Source organism: Pseudomonas sp. CLCA07 (assembly GCF_053615335.1).
Map to the genome: position 1 here is coordinate 5,602,128 of NZ_CM132131.1, position 16,707 is coordinate 5,618,834.

Consider the following 16,707-nt stretch of genomic DNA (forward strand, 5'->3'; position numbering starts at 1 on the left):
TCAATGCCGATGGAATTTTTATCCGGCCCGGTCGCTCTGCTGAGTAGAGACGCCATCATGACCGAGGCATCGGCAGCAGGTGCGCAATGAACAAGAACCTGGATGATTACAACCGCCTGCGCGACTTTTCGGCGACTTCCGAACCCGCGGCGACCAAGCGCCCAACCCAAAAAACCGCGCAAGACCACGCGCTGCAGTTTTGCATTCAGAAGCACGACGCCTCACACCTGCATTACGACTTCCGCCTGGAACTCGATGGTGCGCTGAAAAGCTGGGCGGTGCCCAAAGGCCCTTCGCTCGACCCCAAGGTCAAGCGTCTGGCGGTCCACGTCGAAGACCATCCGCTGGACTACGCGACGTTCGAGGGCCGCATTCCCGAAGGGCATTACGGCGCGGGTGATGTGATCGTCTGGGACCGTGGCGTGTGGATTCCACAGGAGGATCCGGTCAAGGCCTATGCCAAGGGTAAACTCAAGTTTGAATTGCAAGGCGAGAAGCTCGGCGGACTGTGGAACCTGGTGCGCACGCACATGCCGGGCAAGCAGCAACAATGGTTTTTGATCAAGCATCAGGACAGCGCGGCCAAACCGGAGAGCGACTACGACGTGGTCGCTGCCGAGCCCGACAGCGTGCTGAGTGACCGGACCCTTGTCGCCAAAAAACTAAAGACCAAGCCCGTCAAGAAGCCCGCTAAACCCGCTGCTAAAGCGCCGTCGGCGCCACTCACCGGCGCCCACAAAGCCAAACTGCCCGACCAACTCAAACCCGAACTGGCGACGCTAGTGGAGAAGGCCCCGGAGGGGCGGTGGAGCTACGAAATCAAGTTTGATGGCTACCGGATCATGGCCCGCATCGACCACGGCGACGTCAAACTCTTCACCCGTAACGGTCACGACTGGACCCACAAATTGCCAAAGCAAGCCCAAGCGTTAGCGGCGCTGAACCTCGAATCGGCCTGGCTCGACGGCGAAATGGTGCTGGCCGACGAGCAGGGTGTGCCGGACTTTCAGGCGCTACAAAATGCCTTCGACGCCGGTGCCAGCGCCAACATCCTGTATTACCTGTTCGACCTGCCTTACCTCAATGGCGTGGACCTGCGCGAGGTGCCGGTCGAAGAGCGCAGGGGGGCGCTGTCCACCGTGCTCAAATTCAATCAGGACCCGTTGCTGCGCTTCTCGGACTCGTTCGACGAAGCGCCGGAAGCCTTGCTCAACAGCGCTTGCCAAATGCAGATGGAAGGGCTGATCGGCAAGCGTCTGGGCTCGCCTTACGTGTCCCGACGCAGCAGCGACTGGATCAAGCTCAAGTGCAAACACCGGCAAGAATTCGTGGTGGTCGGCTACACCGATCCAAAAGGTTCGCGCAACGCGTTCGGTGCGTTGCTGCTCGGGTTGCATGACCGTGACAGCGGCCAGTTGCGTTACGTCGGCAAGGTCGGCACCGGGTTCAACGAGACCACGCTCAAGCGCATTTACGAACAGCTGAAACCGTTGCAGGCGAAGAAGCCTTCGGTGGTCAATCCACCGAGTGGTTTCGAGGCCAAGGGTGTGCACTGGCTCAACCCCGTGCTGCTGGCGCAAGTGGCATTCGCTGAGATGACCAAGGAAGGCTCGGTGCGCCATGCGGTGTTCCATGGCCTGCGCGATGACAAACCCGCCAAAGGCATTACAGAGGAGCAGCCGAAAGTGGTGAAGTCCCCAGAGAAAAAACCGCCCCATCCCGCACCGTCGCAAATGGGCCTGGGCGAAGGCAAGGTGCGCATCACCCACCCCGACCGGGTCATCGACGCCTCCAGCGGTACCACCAAAGTGCAATTGGCCGAGTATTACGCCAGCGTTGCCGAGTGGATTTTGCCTGAACTAAAGGATCGCCCGGTGGCGTTGGTTCGCGCGCCGGACGGCATCGCCGGTGAGCTGTTTTTCCAGAAAAACGCCGAGCGCCTGGCTATTCCGGGCATCACCACGCTGGACAAGGAACTGACCGGCCAACCGGTGATGATCATCAACAACGCCGAAGCGTTGATTGGCGCCGTGCAGATGAGCACAGTGGAATTGCACACCTGGAATGCCACCGCAGACAACCTCGATCGGCCTGACCGCTTCGTGCTGGACCTTGACCCGGACCCGGCGCTGCCTTGGAAAAGCATGGTCGATGCGACTCAGCTAACGTTGTCGGTGCTCGATGAATTGGGGCTCAAGGCGTTTCTCAAAACCAGCGGCGGCAAAGGCATTCACTTGGTGGTGCCGCTGATCCGCAAGCTCGGCTGGGATGAAGTAAAAGACTTCAGCCATGCGATTGTCAGCCACATGGCCAAGCTGTTGCCGGAACGGTTTTGCGCGGTGTCGGGACCGAAAAACAGGGTAGGGCGGATCTTCATCGATTACCTGCGCAATGGACTGGGCGCGACCACCATTTGCGCCTACGCTGCACGAACCCGTGAAGGGTTGCCGGTGTCGGTGCCGATCTTTCGCGAGGAGATCGCCGAGCTCAAGGGCGGCAATCAATGGAACGTTCACACTGTGCATGAACGCCTGGCCGAGGTGGGAGATGCGCCTTGGGCGGACCTGAAGAAAACCCGGCAGACGATTACGGCCGAGATGCGACGGCGGGTGGGGATGAAAAAGTGATCGGAGGTGAAAATGCCGACGCCCCGTTCACGGGGCGCCGGTCGGACCTCTTTATTACTTGAAAGCAGTTACTTGATGAACTGCTGGAGGTCAGAGTTCAGTTTGTCGATAGCGGTTTTGAAATCTTTCGCAGTGACATTCTGGCTTTCGTTTTCCAGGGTCGTGCCAAACACTTTACGCACTACTCGGCCCACGGTCTGGTTGCTTTTGGCGTCGATGAATTCCGCCTCGATATACAACTCGGTGTCCTGGTCGCGGTGACCGGTGGCTGCCTGTGTCGCCCCGACGACGGCCGCAATAGGCACCACTTCATACCACTTCATACCTTCGTTCGAGGCGCTGACCCCCGTGATTGCCGCGCGCAGGATCAAGGTTTTGGCACCGGCCGGAGCGGCTGCCGGAGTGCTGACAACCTGGTATCTCGTGCCCAGCGTGGCCTTGGCCTTGGTGGTCATGTAGTTCTGAATATCGGTCAGCGTCTGCTGATTAACCCGTTCATTGGGTTTCGGCGCTGGATAGAAATCCAGCTTGTTGAACACCACGGTGTTATACGCATTCGGGTTCCACGATGGGCTCACCCAACGCATCGCCGTACCACCGCTGGGGGTTTCGACTTCCTTCAGGTTGTTGTAGCTCGACAGGAAACCGGAGTACTGCGTCGTTTCCGTGACTTTCGAGGTGCAACCGCCCAACAGGACGCCGGTCAGTGCAGCACCGATGAACAAGCTTCGGGACAGAATCATAGTGGTGTTTACTCCATGGTTTAAGTCGTGTTTTTTTTTTTGCTATACATCAAAAACGCCAGGTCATGTTCCCGGTCAGCGCTTGAATCCATGCATTGTCGAATTGCCCGGAAATTTGACTGCCCGAAACGGTCTTTGTCTGTTGGTCGGGCATGTCACCGAGCCAGATCAGGGCCCAACTGACATTAACGTCGGTGTCCTTGTCAAGAGCATAGGTGGCTCCCGTCCCAAGGCGCCAGGCTTCATTCACCGGCAAGATCACGCTGCGCTTGCTGTCCGACACGGCGCTGCTGTCGTACGCCACACCGACGTTCCACAGCCATTGCTCGGTGGCCTGGTATTGCGCACCCAGGGAGAGGTGCCAAGTGTCCTTGAAATCGGCGTCGACCGTTGTCGACTGCGCACCAAACGCAGTCGTATCGACCTCTACCCCGATTTCGCCGAACTCCGACCAGTCCTGCCAGTTGGCCGAGGCCAGCAACGCCCATTGCCGGTCCAGTTGCTGGAACAGGCTCAGGGTGACGGTTTGCGGCACGTTCACGTCGAGTTTGGTATTGGTGTTGTTGATACGCTCCAGCAGTCGGCCATCGCCTTTGACATCCAGCCGGTCTTCGAAGTCCAGATTGACCTTGCTGGTGTAATTCAGGCCAATGCGCGTGCCCGCTTGCGGGGCGTAAATCACCCCCACGTTGGCGCCATAGCCCCAGGTGCCGTCCCGGTATTTGTATTGACCGTCGGTGCGGTCGGTGAAACCGAAGGGGCTACGGTCAATGGCGGTTTGTGCCTTCAACTCGCCGTACATGGCCTTGATGCCCACGCCTACCGACCATTGCTCGTTGAAGCGGTAAGAGACACTGGGCACCATGGACAAACCGACGATGCTGGCGTTTTGCGCAAAATAACGCCCTGACCAATCGTTGTCGTAATTGATGGCAAGCCCGAAGTCGCCGTAGGTGCCAAAACCGACGCTCCAATGATCGTCCAGCTCATGGGTGATGAAGAAGCTGCCGCCGGGAATCGGATCGAGGGCGTTGCCACTGCCGCTGCCAGCGGTGTTGGTGCCGGAATCGCGATCGAAGGACACGTCACCATAAAGCACTTGCAAACCGCCGGTGATTTGCGTACCCGGCAAGTAACTCATGCCCGCCGGGTTGTAGGCGATGGTCGAGGGGCCTTGAGCGCGGGCGGCGGCGCCGGCGTTGGCCAGGCCGACGTTATCCGTGCCGATTTCGTAAAGCATGATGCCGCCAGCCCAGGCTTGCTGGCAGCACAGGGCGAGAATTGTGAAAGTGGGTAGGGCAATTGTTTTTGTTAGCATGTTTGTCCTTACCAAATGTCTATTCGAAAACGGGTGGCTCACCCGGCCACCCGTGAATTTGGTTGCTTACTTGGCCATTGCCGCGCGGGCTGCCTCGATTTTGGCCTTGACCGAATCGAGGTTAAAACTCGCGCCTTTTTGCATTGGCGGGAACTCTATCGCGGTTTCTGCCAGTTTAGCCACCTGTTGCTGGACGAATACGAAACGCCAGAACTGGAACTTGAACCAGTCGAAGTACTGTTGGGAGCCCTGTGCTGACTGATTTTCCGGCCAGCCCATGCGTTCAAAAGGGTCAAGACGAAGGTTGGTCAGGAACGGAACATCCACAGCTACTTTAGCTCCCAGCCACCCACCGGGTTGGTCGATGAAACGATACTTGTAATCATCAATGCGCACCGCACCCAACGTACTTTCTCCAAAGTAGAAGATTTCATGCCGGTTCGACGGACCTTTACCGGTGATCATCGGCGTCTGGTCGTAGCCGTCGAGGTGCACTTTGTAGGTGGTATCGCCCAGCTGTTTGCCCTTGAGCAGTTCCGTGGTGATGTTCGGGTTGCCCGCCGCAGCGACCAGAGTCGGGAACCAGTCCATCCCCGATATGATGCCGTTGCCTATCGTGTTAGCCGGTACTTTGCCCGGCCAGCGAACGATCGCCGGCACCCTGAAACCACCTTCCATTACGGTGCCTTTACCCATGGCAAACGGGGTGGTACCGCCGTCAGGCCAGGTGAAGTTTTCCGCGCCATTGTCGGTGGTGAAAACCACGATGGTGTTGTCATCCATGCCTTCTTTTTTCAGCTTGGCCATGACATCGCCGACGATGTCATCAAGCTGTGCCATACCGGCTTCCTGTTCCGACCAGCCGTTTTCCGAATTGCGCATGGCTTCGTACTTGTCGGACAGGTGAGTGACGATGTGCATGCGGGTCGGGTTCAACCAGACGAAAAACGGTTTGTTGTCTTGCTTGGCCTTGTCGATGAAGGTGAAGGTCTTGTCGCGAATCTCCTCGTCGATGGTTTTCATCCGCTCTGGATAAAGCGTGCCGGCGTCTTCGATTTTCTGTTTGCCGACCTTGCCCCAGCGCGGCATGACGGTGGTGTCATCGGTGGTGGTGGCCCAGCTGTGGACCATGTTGCGCGGACCGACCTTGTCCAGCAGCTCCTTTGGATAGTTGGGGTGTGCCGGGTCTTCCATGGCGTCGAGGTGATAGAGGTAACCGAAGAATTCATCGAAGCCGTGGACGGTGGGCAGGAATTCGTTCAAGTCGCCCAGGTGGTTTTTGCCGAACTGGCCGGTGGCGTAACCCATGGATTTCAGGGTTGTGGCGATGGTCACGGCTTCGGCGGGAATGCCGATGGGTGAACCGGCCTGGCCGACGGTGGTCATGCCCGTACGGATCGGCAGTTCACCGGTAATGAAGTTGGCGCGCCCAGCTGTGCAACTGGCCTCGGCGTAATAGTCGGTAAAGCGCATGCCTTCGTTGGCGAGCTGGTCGAGATGGGGGGTGCGACCGGACATCATGCCCTGGTTGTAGACACCGATGTTGGACCAACCAATATCGTCACCCATGATCACCAGAATGTTGGGCGGCTTATCGGCGGCAAGAGTCATTCCGGGGATAAACATTGCCGACATCAGCAAAGGCGTTGCGAGTACTGAGAAAATCTTTTTCCTGGTCATATGAAGATCCTGTGTACGGCTGTTCGCGCGCTGAAAAGAATCCCCCAAGCTTCTCCTGGAATATGGGACCCCCCCGCGAAGAGATTAGGTAGGTATTGTGAAATTTCCAGAAGCAGCCCGTTTAAAAGAGGCAAAACGTGCTCAAAACTTCAATTTGTTAAGCGTTTGAATGGCGCGTGTGAGGAAACTGCGTTTTGCTAATGTCTTAACATCCAAGCCACGGTGACTCAGCTGCTCAAGCTGGGAGGCCAGCCGCTGGCCATTCAGGTCGGCCCTCGCTATTGGGCCGACAGTCCCGAGGACGGTGCGCGCGGCTGGGGATTTCGCGCGGCGATTACGTTTTTGTTTCCCCGATGAGACCCCAGCCCGCTCAAGTTGATCTCGTCTACTTAACCACCTGAACCGCCTTGCTGTACCACTCGGGCATCATTGCCCGAGCCTTCGATATACACTTTCATGCCTTTGCTCAAGTTCGGATTGATCGGCTGGGTAACCGATACCAGCACGCCACTGGTGACCCGTACGATGATCTGTTGCGCTGTTACCGGTTGGTCGTACTTTTTCTTCTCTACATAATTACCGCCCGCAGCACCGGCGAGCGCACCGGCAACCATGGCGACATCGCGCCCGGTGCCATGACCGATCAGGCTGCCGATACCCAGACCGCCAATGCCGCCGAGTACGGCACCGATGCCACTGTCGTGATTGGTCTGCATCTGTGTCAGCGATATCTGCTCGATCTTCCCTGATCGAATCTCCATCTCACCGGCACCGCCAGAGCTTGATCCGACGGCAGAGCAGGCACTAATTAACACAGTCGCCAACGTGAGGGTCATCCAGGACAGGATTGCTTTCATGCGGTGTACCTCTTTATCGATAGTCGATTATTTGTATTTGATGGCAATGGCTTTGAGCTTGCGCCCCTGGATCGTATTGACGTCGCGGGCCCATACCGGGCCGGACACGTAGGCCCCGACGGTCGCAATTTTGTCGTAAACCACGACTACCGCGTCTGCGCCAAGCTTGGCGCCTTCGTCTTGCAGTTTGAGTTCGATCTCCGCCATAGGGGGCGCCGGTTCGATGCTGGCATCAATCAGAATTTCACCCAGCCGCACGAAGGGGCGAGTCGGGTCTGTGCGTAACACCTGGACTTCGGCCGGAATGGTCTGCGGATACTGCGGGACCCCGACATACTGGGTTGTCTGGGCCTCCACCGTTGCGCATGCACTTAACGCCAGAACACAGCCGATGAGTGCGGCGAAGAATAACGTTCTGTGCACATTTGATAATGGGCGCGATAAATACGGATGCATGTCAAATGTCCTCTGCTTTGGTTAATTCAACCGCCAACCTTTTTTTGGCGGTTGAAACAGGGTTCAACTGCGGATGAACGCCCAGATATCGGCGTTCAATTTGTCGATCGCGGCTTTGAAGTCCTGGGTGGTGATTGCCTGCTTGTCGTTCTCCAGCGGGGTGCCGAATATCTTGCGCACTACTTTGACTACGGTCTGATTGGTCCCTGCGTCGATGAGCTCGGCTTCGATGAACAGGTTAGTGTTCTGATCCCGGTGACCGGTGGCGGCCTGTGTCGCTCCGACAACGGCCGCAATCGGCACCACTTCATACCACTTCATGCCTTCGTTCGTGGCGCTGACCCCGGTGATTGCCGCGCGCAGGATCAAGGTTCTTGCTCCGGCCGGTGCTGCGGCCGCGCTAGGCACTATCCGGTATTTCTGGCCCAGCACGCTTTTGGCCGTGCTGGTCATGTAGCTCTGCAAGTCGAGCAACGTCTGCTTATTGACCCGCTCGTTGGGTTTTGGCGCGGGGTAGAACTCCAGCGTCTTGAACGCCACGGTGGTATACGCATTCCGGTCAAACGACGGGCTCACCCAGCGCAGCGCCGTGCCACCGCTAGGCGTTTCCACTTCCTTCAGGTCGCTGTAACTCGACAGGAAACCGGAGTACTGCGTGGTCTCGGTGACTTTCGAGGTGCAACCGCCGAGCAGGAGTCCGGCCAATGCGGTGCCGATGAGCAGGTTTCGGTACATGGTCATGGTGGTGTGTGCTCCCGGGATAAAGTCGATTGTTTCGGTGTTAATGCAGTCGGCCATCGCCCACCTGCGTCGAAATGCAAACATTTCTGAAGAGAGCGTAGGTAGCAATGCTGAAATATCCAGCCAATGCGCTCCACGCTGATTTTTTTGCCCGGATTTGTCGGGTTATTTTTTCGATTGAATGGCGAATGGCAGCAAATTGAGCTTTGCTGATATTTCCGGATGGTCGATGACTGCAAACCGGTGCAAGGCATGAATCATCAACACGTGTTCATCGGAATACGAGTCCGTTACAAAATCATTTTCGTCGCCCCGTCGTTTAACGCCTGACCTCTCTCTGCGGAGAACAAAAGATGCCTACCCTCCAGCAGTATGTCCGCTTGTTCACGGTCAGCATGGTGATGGCTGTCGTGGTCACCCCGTTGCACGCGGCCCAGACACCGGCGGCCGATGCGCCGGCGGTGCAATTGGAGCCCAAGGCGCTGGATATTCTGAAGGCCATGAGCGCTCGCCTGACCAGCGCCAAGGGCCTGAGTTTCAAAGCCGTTACCACCTACGAAAAGCCCAGCCGGCTTGGGCCACCCCTGGCCTATAGTTCGGTGGCGCTGGTCACTGAGCAGCGCCCGGATCAGCTTCGAGTCATGACCTCAGGTGATGGCCCAGCCACCGAGTTTTATTACGACGGCAAGCAAGCGTATGCCTTTGAGCGCAAAGACAAACTGCTCGCACAGGCCGATGCGCCTCCCACCATCGACGCGACGCTGGAGGCTGCGTACCAGCGTGCGGCAATCTATTTTCCGTTTACCGACGTTATCGTCGCTGATCCGTATAAAGATTTGTCCAGGGACATGCGTGTGGCGTTCTACATCGGCCAGTCCACGGTGGTCGGCGATACCACCACCGATGTGATTGCTTACACCAGCGACACCGTGTTCGTCCAAGCCTGGATCGGTGCTGAGGACAAGCTCCCGCGCCGGTTGCGGGCAGAGTTTCTCGATGACCCGACCCGATCCCGGCATCAGGTCGATTTCAGTGACTGGAAGCTCAGTTCAGCGATGCCTGCGGCGTTCTTCAAACCTGACCAGATCGAGTCGGCGCGCCGGATCAAGTTTGCCCCGCCTCCCGCCCTTCGCGCCCCGCAAGGCGTTAAAGAACCGGTCACAAAACCCTGAACGAGGAGGTTGAATCATGAACATATCTACCTTGAAGTTCGCGGGCCTGTTGATCGCCGCGCTGATGTGTAACGAGGCGGCAGCCTGGTCGCACGCCGGTAGTTTTGGGAGGGGATACGGCGGTGGGGGTTCATGGAGTCGTTCCGGCGAATTCGGCTCGGCTTCGGGCGGCGATGGTAGTTGGAGTGGCGAAACCAATCGCGGCGGCTCGGCCTCCGGCAGTGACGGCAGCTGGAGCGGTTCAGGCTATCGCGGTGGTTCGGCGTCCGGTGGCGGTGGGTCCTGGTCAGGCACGGGTGCCGAAGGTGGAACAGCTTCCGGCGGGGAGGGTGCCTGGCATGCACAAGGTGAAAATGGCGCCACCGCTGCTGGCTACCACGCGGACGGTTATGGCACGACGGCTTACCGGGGACCCGCTTATGGCGGGTCCGCTTACCAGTCAGTTCCTTACGGGACCGCCTACTACCATCCACCCACCGCTGTGGTTGCCAGCAGCGGCTGTTATTACTGCGGTGGTGTCAATCCGGTAGCCGCCGCTGCGACGGGCGTGGCGGTGGGTGAGGCTGCAGGAGCGGTGGCCACCGAGGATGCCGACGACAACGCGTTCGGCGCTGGCTATAACGCCGGGATGGTCGCTTCGGGACCGCCAACGATGCCCTTGGGCCAGACCTATGCCAGCCTGCCTCCCGGATGTAATTTGCAGACTTTTTCCCAGAGCACGTACTACCAATGCGGCAATTCCTGGTTGCAACCTGCCTATGGCGCCAACGGGGTGTATTACACCGTGGTGACACCGCCATGATCAGCGTCGCTCGGTCAGTTGATTCCTCGGGGCGTGGGATTTAACCATGGTGTCCATTATGCGTAGCCCCGTCAGAGGCGGTTAAATCAGCCTGATATTCTCTGCCTGCGGTCCTTTTTGGCCTTGGGTAATGTCAAAATCGACCTTTTGGCCTTCTTCGAGCGCTCGATAGCTCGACGATGCTATAGCGGAGAAATGGGCAAATACATCGGCACTTCCATCATCGGGGGCGATGAAACCGAAACCTTTCTCGGCGTTGAACCACTTCACTGTTCCTTGCATTTTAGTAACTCCCAATCGATTAGTTGCCATTGGCGGGCACCTGCTCAGCGCTGTGCTGGCAGTAATACGGAGACAGTTATCACGCGAACAGCTTTCTACGGCTACTGTCAGAGTTGACAGTTTTTTAGTCTGATTTTAAGTGGCGTGTCGTCCGGTCAATGGTTCCGGCTATATAGGCAGTCATCGTTTTTTATGCGGGTTTTTTGATTGGCGAGGGCGCTTTTGTGGTGAGGGGGGCTTTTGTGGCGTGGGAGCAAGCTCCCACGCCACAAGGACTCACTTGTCACAACAGTGTATCTGGCTCATTAAACGCGTTTTGACGGCGCTTGTTTAAACGCTCTCAAGGTTACGTCCTGAAAGCTACAAGACCTTGCGCCGTTGCCTACCGTTACGCCAGAATCCGCCGGCTTGTGCGCCCTGGGCCTGGCCTCTATCGTTTCCCTGCCACTGCCCATCAGTGGTCGGGTTTAGTCGCCCGGGGTTATAAGTAAGGTGCATAAGCTCCTGTCAGTCGGGCATTCCCACGCCTGCACTTGATGGTGGTTGTGCGCAGGGCGCCTTCGGGCGCGCCGGCTTTGCTAGCTTCCCCGGTCGACTAACCTGCGTACAGCTGCCTCCCTCTCGTTTAGTCGCAGGAGGGCGGCGCCCTATCAAGGAAGCAAGCATATGTTCAAAGTAACGCCAAACCCACCGGACACCGATCCGGTCTCCCCGTACGAACCCGATTCAAACAAACTCAACGAGGCCGCCGAGCGCGCCCTCAATTTCCATTTCCCGTCGAATGCCGATATCAAAGCCACCGCGCGTACACCCAGCAAATTGTTTTCCGTGGATCAAGCAGCGAGTAACGAAACCCTGGTGGTTTTTTTGGTCGAGACCCTGGCCTCGGTCGATGTGATGGTCCATCAGTTGGTGGATCACCTGGACGGTGAGGCGCGCTATGCGTTGCTGGGGATTTCAAACAGCATCATGGTGGCGGAGATCACGGCGAACCGGGTGCTGGATCAAATTGATGTGCCTGCTTAGAGCGTGATTGCAACAGCGTCTGCTCCGAGCCTGCATGACCCGGAACAGACGCTGGCTGAGTCTTCAGCTGATGTTGCGCAACGATCCCTTCCAGTACTTTTCCCGGACTTGCCGGCGTAGCAATGTGCCGGGTTGTCGTTGACTGAGGCGGATCGCAATGCCGTGGCATTCACCGGGAACGTGGTGGCGTTGGTCGGGGTTACCTTGGCCGCCGGTGTGATCACCTGGGCCTGGTCGCCGATCAAGTTCCAGGCGGATATGAGCATTCTGCTGACGTTCATGTTCATCTGGAACATGGTCGGGGCATTGGTGCTGATTCCGGCGCTGTCGCACTTTCTGTTGCGCAAAGTGAAATAGGCCAACACCAGGAACGGGGCGGTGAACCACCGCCCCGATGCCTGCTACTGACCGGTAGTGGCTGCCAACAGCGGCGCCATCTGCTCATCGGTCAATGCCGCATGGACGTCCATCTTCATGATGTCGCTCCACTCCAGCACCCATTGCTGGATGGGCACCAGATCACTCGCCTCTACAACCCCCATACCGCTCGAACCGCCTACGGCATGCCAGCGTCCGAGCATCTTGACGTCTTTGGGTGGAGCAGCCCCGGACGTGGTGAGAAAACGCGCGATCGCCTTGTTACGGTTTTCCGGGTTAATGGACCAACTGACAATGAATAACATCGGCCACCTCCTGATACGGATTGGCACCTGTTTGTCTTCGCGCACCTGGCTGGCGCCGGGACCTCGGTTACGCTGAATCCCCTTTGTCCCCAGTGAAGGCATAGCAGCGACCGGCCGTGCGTGTATGACCGCTGATCCTCTTTAATGGTCTTTTCAAGGATTGAGCTACGTCGCGCCCGGTGCCTGTTTCACCCGCGAAACATGGGCGGCGGCTTGTAGTTTTCATCGAAGCTGCCCTTACGCATCCCGCAACAGGTCATTGGCGTTAAGGATGTCGTAGGCGATTTCCGGGCGATTTTCCAGGCTGCGGCGAATGGCGGCCGGGATCGACTGGCGGGTTTTGCGGCATAGCCCCGGTTGCTCGCCGAGGGTGATGCCGATGCCGCGCATGGTGCGCACTTCGTTGAAGCTGGGGACGATCTCGACGCGGATGCCCAATTGCTCATACATCCGCTGTTGCAGGCGTTCGAGGTCGGCCAGGCTCTGGAGGTTTTCCAGGCGGTCAAGCAGACGCTTTTCTTCCTGGCGGGTCAGAAACAGGATGCGCACGTCCGCCCCCGGTGTTTCCAGCAGCGGGTCACGCCCGCAGGTGCAGGCGCCGGGCGGGCAGGGTGAGCGGATCGGAGCGGAGGTGGTCATGGGGTTCAATCATAGAGCGCTCTAATCCAGTTTGCCCATCGCTGAATCGTCAGTCGGAGATTTCGGTCGTCGGGATGATCTGCTCATCCTCAACCGGCGCACTGCTGGCGGTTTTCTTTTCCCGCCGATCATTCATCCAGTTGTTCAACCGGGCACCGAATTCGGCGGGGGCTTTGCGTCCGACCCGTCTGGCCAAATCGAGAATGGTCTGCTGGGCGAGCGCGTCTTCCATGCGTTTTTGCGCGGTCATCATGACGGCATGCACCGAGCAGGGACCGTCGAGGGCCCACGCCGGTGGGGCGCCGTCGAACACTGCGCAACGCCCGCGAATCTCGCGGCAATCGAAGATCAGCTTCTGGCCATCAATGGCATTGACGATGTCCAGCACGCTGATTTCGTCCGCCGGCCGCGCCAGTTTGAACCCGCCGCGCACGCCTTCGGTGGCGATCACCAGTTTTGCCTTGGCCAGCCGGGTGAAGATCTTGGCCAGGTAATCCAGCGGCACGCCTTGCAGCTCGGCGAGATCGCGCACGCTCGCCTCACGGCTATCGCCGGAATCGCCCACCAAAAAAATCAGGCAATGAATGCCGTATTCAACGCCTGCGCTGTAAAGAGACATCTTAATCTCCGACTGAATGAGTCGCCAATGTTATCAGTCGATGGTTAGGGGGGCAACAAACCATGCGTTAAGCTATCTGCCCTTTGATTCTTATAGATAGAAGCCTTTGTCGCGATTTTCAGGTATCAAAATTAGCGATACCAACCATCGATGAAAGGTCGTTGCGTGCTACTACTAGGATCACTATAGTCGCCGTTGTCCGCTCGGGAACGAGTTCAGCTTTCGGTCATCCTCGGAGTTAAAACCATGAAACAGCACATTCTGGTCATCGGCGCAGGTTTCGGCGGCATGTGGACGGCGTTGAGCGCTACGCGCTTGTTCGACCTGCATGATCACAACGGCGTAGAGGTCACGGTACTGGCGCCTCAAGCCGAGCTGCGTGTGCGTCCGCGCTTCTACGAACCCAACGCTCATCAACTGGCGGCACCGATCGGTGAGCTGTTCGATGCCGTGGGTGTGAAGTTCATCAAGGGCGCGGCAGAGACCATCGACGTGCAGCTAAAACGCGTGGGCTACACCGACGCTTCGGGCACCCGGCAGACATGCAGCTACGACAAACTCGTTCTGGCGACCGGCAGCCGCTTGGCCCTGCCGAACACCCCGGGCGTGTCCGAACATGCCTTTGATGTCGACCAGATCGAACAGGCCGTGCGTCTGGAAAATCACCTCAAATCCCTGGCCAACCTGCCCGACAGCAAAGCCCGCAACACCGTCGTGGTGGCGGGCGGCGGTTTCACCGGGATTGAAACGGCGACCGAAATGCCGGCACGTCTGCGGGCTATCCTCGGTGAGGGTGCCGACATTGAAGTGATCATCGTCGACCGTGGCGAGAAGGTCGGGGCTTCGATGGGCGCCGAAATCAGCCAGTCGATTGCTCAAGCGAGCACGGAGCTGGGGGTGAAATGGCGCCTGAAGTCGTCGGTTGTTGCCGTCGACGAGAACGGCGTGACCTTGGCCGATGGCCAGCGCATCGATGCCAAAACCGTAGTCTGGACCACCGGTGTACGCGCCAGCTCGCTGACTGAACAGATCCCCGCCGAGCGTGATGACCAGGGCCGTCTGCACGTGGACAGTCATCTGAAAGTCATCGGCCAGGACGACATCTACGCCACGGGCGATGTGGCTTACGCGGCCTGCGATGACATTGGCAACTACGCAATGATGACCTGCCAGCACGCTATCTCGCTGGGGCGTCACGCCGGTAACAACGTAGCGGCGCATATTCTGGGCGTGGCCCCGACGCCTTATAGCCAACCCAAGTATGTGACGTGCCTGGATCTGGGCGCTTGGGGCGCGGTGTACACCGAGGGTTGGGATCGTCAGGTCAAACTGGTCAAGCAGGAAGGTAAAGAGCTTAAAACCCAAATCAATACCGTTTGGATCTACCCGCCGGCAGCCGACCGTGCCAGCGCGTTGGCAGCCGCGGATCCGATGATTCCTGTGGCCTAAGTCAAGACGCTGCCTGTATCGAAAATCCCGCTCAAGTGACCTTGAACGGGATTTTTTTAGATGCGGAAGGCTTGTGAGATGAACCCTACACGTTGTGGCGAGGGGGCTTGCCCCCGTTGGAGCGCGCAGCGGTCCTGAAGCGGCTTTCGCTGTCATTCAGTGAGAACACAGGCACAGTTTTTGCGGTCGCTGCGCAACCGAACGGGGGCAAGCCCCCTCGCCACAGTTGTTGAGCCAGCAAGAGTCCTGGGGGGCAGCACTGCACGATGACCATGCATTTCAGGCTCGCGCGCCGGGTTGTTTGAGTGGCGTGAGATAGACTAACCAGCGGACATCCAACGATGGGAGTGACCTTTGTGGCACGACTCAAATGGATTCGCTGATAACCGCCGCTGCCCGAGCATTGGCGGCGGGTGATCCCCTCGGCGCGTTGAACCGGGTGGCATTGCGCGACGATGCGCCGGCGCTTGCGCTACGCGGTATCGCCATGGCGCAACTCGGTGATCTGGAGCGCGCGAAGGCGCTGGTCAAACGGGCGGCGCGGGCATTTGGTCCGAAAGAGCCCATGGCTCGGGCGCGCTGTGTGGTGGCCGAGGCGGAAATTGCCCTGGCGGCTCGCGATTTGAGCTGGCCGGAAAAAGCCCTCGACACGGCGCAGGCAACGCTCGAAGTCCATGGGGATTGGGTGAATGCGGCGCACGCGCGGTATCTGCAGATTCGACGGTTGTTGCTGATCGGGCATCTCGATCAGGTCGAGGAACGGCTCGCCCGGCTGGCCCCGGCGCCCTTGCCTCCGGCCCTGCGTGCCGCGCATGAACTGGTGGTGGCTGGCATCGCGATGCGCAGACTGGAGATCAAAAAGGTGCGGTCTGCGCTGGAGCGGGCCGAACGCTTTGCAGGCGAGGCCGGGATCCCGGCGCTCAGCGCCGAAGTCGACACTGTAGCTCGCGTCATGAACACCCCCGCAGCCCGCTTAATCAGCCGGGGCGAGGCGCGACCGCTGATGCTGGATGAGGTAGAAACGCTGCTCGCCTCAACGTCGCTGGTGGTCGACGCGTGTCGTTATGTGGTGCGCGGCGCTGGCATGTCGGTGTCCCTGGCCAGGCGCCCGGTGTTGTTCACCCTCGCGCGGGCATTGGCCGAAGCCTGGCCGGCCGATGTCCCTCGGGAAGCGCTCATCGCCTATGCTTTTCGTTTGAAACTCAGTGATGAAACCCATCGCGCGCGGTTGCGCGTCGAAGTCGGACGGCTGCGGGCGGCGCTTCGACCGTTGGCCGGAGTCACCGCGACGAAGCGCGGCTTTGCCTTGGTGTCGCCGGACGTCGTGGTGCTGGCGCGCCCGGTCGAGGAGCAGCACGCGGCGCTGCTGGCGTTTCTGGCGGACGGTGAGTCGTGGTCGAGTTCGGCCCTGGCACTGGCGCTGGGCACCGGTCAGCGTAGCGTGCAACGGGCGCTTGATGCGCTGGCGGTCGCCGGCAAAGTGCAGGCGTTTGGCCGTGGCCGGGCCCGGCGCTGGATGACGCCACCGCTGCCGGGATTCGCGACGACTTTGTTACTCACGGCTTTGTTGCCGGGTGATTAGGATCCACTCCACACACCCAGTGAAGAGGATG

Annotated in this window: 16 protein-coding genes and 2 pseudogenes; 8 read left to right on the forward strand and 10 right to left on the reverse strand. The window is 58.8% G+C overall.

Annotation, left to right across the window (positions count from 1 at the left end):
- The first annotated feature begins 86 nt into the window (after positions 1-86).
- A complete protein-coding gene (ligD, locus tag ACWGZX_RS25735) occupies positions 87-2,627 on the forward strand; it encodes a DNA ligase D (protein ID WP_452625990.1) in 2,541 nt (846 codons plus the stop codon).
- 68 nt (positions 2,628-2,695) lie between these two features.
- On the opposite strand, the gene ACWGZX_RS25740 is transcribed toward ligD, so the two are convergent.
- The 3 genes from ACWGZX_RS25740 to ACWGZX_RS25750 all read right to left on the reverse strand — a co-directional run bounded on the left by ACWGZX_RS25740 (position 2,696) and on the right by ACWGZX_RS25750 (position 6,368).
- A complete protein-coding gene (locus ACWGZX_RS25740) occupies positions 2,696-3,370 on the reverse strand; it encodes a DUF3313 domain-containing protein (RefSeq protein WP_452625991.1) in 675 nt (224 codons plus the stop codon).
- A gap of 49 nt (positions 3,371-3,419) precedes the next feature.
- Positions 3,420-4,688, reverse strand: coding sequence for an OmpP1/FadL family transporter (locus ACWGZX_RS25745; protein WP_452625992.1), 1,269 nt, complete (start codon positions 4,686-4,688; stop codon positions 3,420-3,422).
- Positions 4,689-4,754: 66 nt separating this feature from the next.
- On the reverse strand, positions 4,755-6,368 hold the full coding sequence (locus ACWGZX_RS25750) for an arylsulfatase (RefSeq protein ID WP_452625993.1): 1,614 nt from the start codon (positions 6,366-6,368) through the stop codon (positions 4,755-4,757).
- A 210-nt stretch (positions 6,369-6,578) separates the two neighbouring features.
- Here ACWGZX_RS25750 and ACWGZX_RS25755 point away from each other — a divergent pair.
- Positions 6,579-6,725: pseudogene (locus tag ACWGZX_RS25755) on the forward strand (transporter); the annotation flags it as partial.
- Positions 6,726-6,757: 32 nt separating this feature from the next.
- On the opposite strand, the gene ACWGZX_RS25760 reads toward ACWGZX_RS25755, so the two are convergent.
- The 3 genes from ACWGZX_RS25760 to ACWGZX_RS25770 form a co-directional block, all read right to left on the reverse strand.
- Entirely contained in the window at positions 6,758-7,225 is a 468-nt protein-coding gene (locus tag ACWGZX_RS25760; protein ID WP_452625994.1) for a glycine zipper 2TM domain-containing protein, read from the reverse strand.
- A gap of 27 nt (positions 7,226-7,252) precedes the next feature.
- The gene (locus tag ACWGZX_RS25765; protein WP_452625995.1) at positions 7,253-7,681 is read right to left on the reverse strand and encodes a hypothetical protein; all 429 of its coding nucleotides are present in this window, start codon (positions 7,679-7,681) and stop codon (positions 7,253-7,255) included.
- Between the two features lie 63 nt (positions 7,682-7,744).
- Entirely contained in the window at positions 7,745-8,422 is a 678-nt protein-coding gene (locus tag ACWGZX_RS25770) for a DUF3313 domain-containing protein (protein ID WP_452625996.1), read from the reverse strand.
- Positions 8,423-8,775: 353 nt separating this feature from the next.
- Here ACWGZX_RS25770 and ACWGZX_RS25775 point away from each other — a divergent pair, with 353 nt between their 5' ends.
- The gene (locus ACWGZX_RS25775) at positions 8,776-9,594 is read left to right on the forward strand and encodes a DUF2092 domain-containing protein (protein ID WP_452625997.1); all 819 of its coding nucleotides are present in this window, start codon (positions 8,776-8,778) and stop codon (positions 9,592-9,594) included.
- Between the two features lie 16 nt (positions 9,595-9,610).
- Positions 9,611-10,396: a hypothetical protein gene (locus ACWGZX_RS25780; protein ID WP_452625998.1), complete on the forward strand. Its 786-nt coding sequence runs from the start codon at positions 9,611-9,613 to the stop codon at positions 10,394-10,396.
- Positions 10,397-10,477: 81 nt separating this feature from the next.
- On the opposite strand, the gene cspE is transcribed toward ACWGZX_RS25780, so the two are convergent.
- Positions 10,478-10,708, reverse strand: coding sequence for a transcription antiterminator/RNA stability regulator CspE (gene cspE / locus ACWGZX_RS25785; RefSeq protein WP_452625999.1), 231 nt, complete (start codon positions 10,706-10,708; stop codon positions 10,478-10,480).
- A 636-nt stretch (positions 10,709-11,344) separates the two neighbouring features.
- Between cspE and ACWGZX_RS25790 the strand changes: the two genes are divergently transcribed.
- A complete protein-coding gene (locus tag ACWGZX_RS25790) occupies positions 11,345-11,704 on the forward strand; it encodes a DUF6124 family protein (protein WP_452626000.1) in 360 nt (119 codons plus the stop codon).
- A gap of 120 nt (positions 11,705-11,824) precedes the next feature.
- Positions 11,825-12,061, forward strand: a pseudogene (locus ACWGZX_RS25795) (hypothetical protein); the annotation flags it as partial.
- Between the two features lie 44 nt (positions 12,062-12,105).
- Here the strand turns inward: ACWGZX_RS25795 and ACWGZX_RS25800 are convergent.
- The 3 genes from ACWGZX_RS25800 to ACWGZX_RS25810 form a co-directional block, all read right to left on the reverse strand.
- Positions 12,106-12,387 carry a DUF3303 domain-containing protein gene (locus ACWGZX_RS25800; RefSeq protein WP_452626002.1) on the reverse strand — a complete coding sequence of 94 codons (282 nt, stop codon included), beginning with the start codon at positions 12,385-12,387 and terminating at the stop codon, positions 12,106-12,108.
- Positions 12,388-12,624: 237 nt separating this feature from the next.
- Complete coding sequence (locus tag ACWGZX_RS25805) at positions 12,625-13,026, reverse strand: hypothetical protein (protein ID WP_452626003.1); 402 nt, start codon at positions 13,024-13,026, stop codon at positions 12,625-12,627.
- Positions 13,027-13,075: 49 nt separating this feature from the next.
- On the reverse strand, positions 13,076-13,645 hold the full coding sequence (locus tag ACWGZX_RS25810) for an RrF2 family transcriptional regulator (protein ID WP_452626004.1): 570 nt from the start codon (positions 13,643-13,645) through the stop codon (positions 13,076-13,078).
- Between the two features lie 246 nt (positions 13,646-13,891).
- Between ACWGZX_RS25810 and ACWGZX_RS25815 the strand changes: the two genes are divergently transcribed.
- Positions 13,892-15,094, forward strand: a complete 1,203-nt coding sequence (locus ACWGZX_RS25815; RefSeq protein ID WP_452626005.1) for an NAD(P)/FAD-dependent oxidoreductase — start codon at positions 13,892-13,894, stop codon at positions 15,092-15,094.
- 370 nt (positions 15,095-15,464) lie between these two features.
- On the forward strand, positions 15,465-16,676 hold the full coding sequence (locus ACWGZX_RS25820) for a helix-turn-helix domain-containing protein (protein ID WP_452626006.1): 1,212 nt from the start codon (positions 15,465-15,467) through the stop codon (positions 16,674-16,676).
- Positions 16,677-16,707 lie beyond the last annotated feature (31 nt).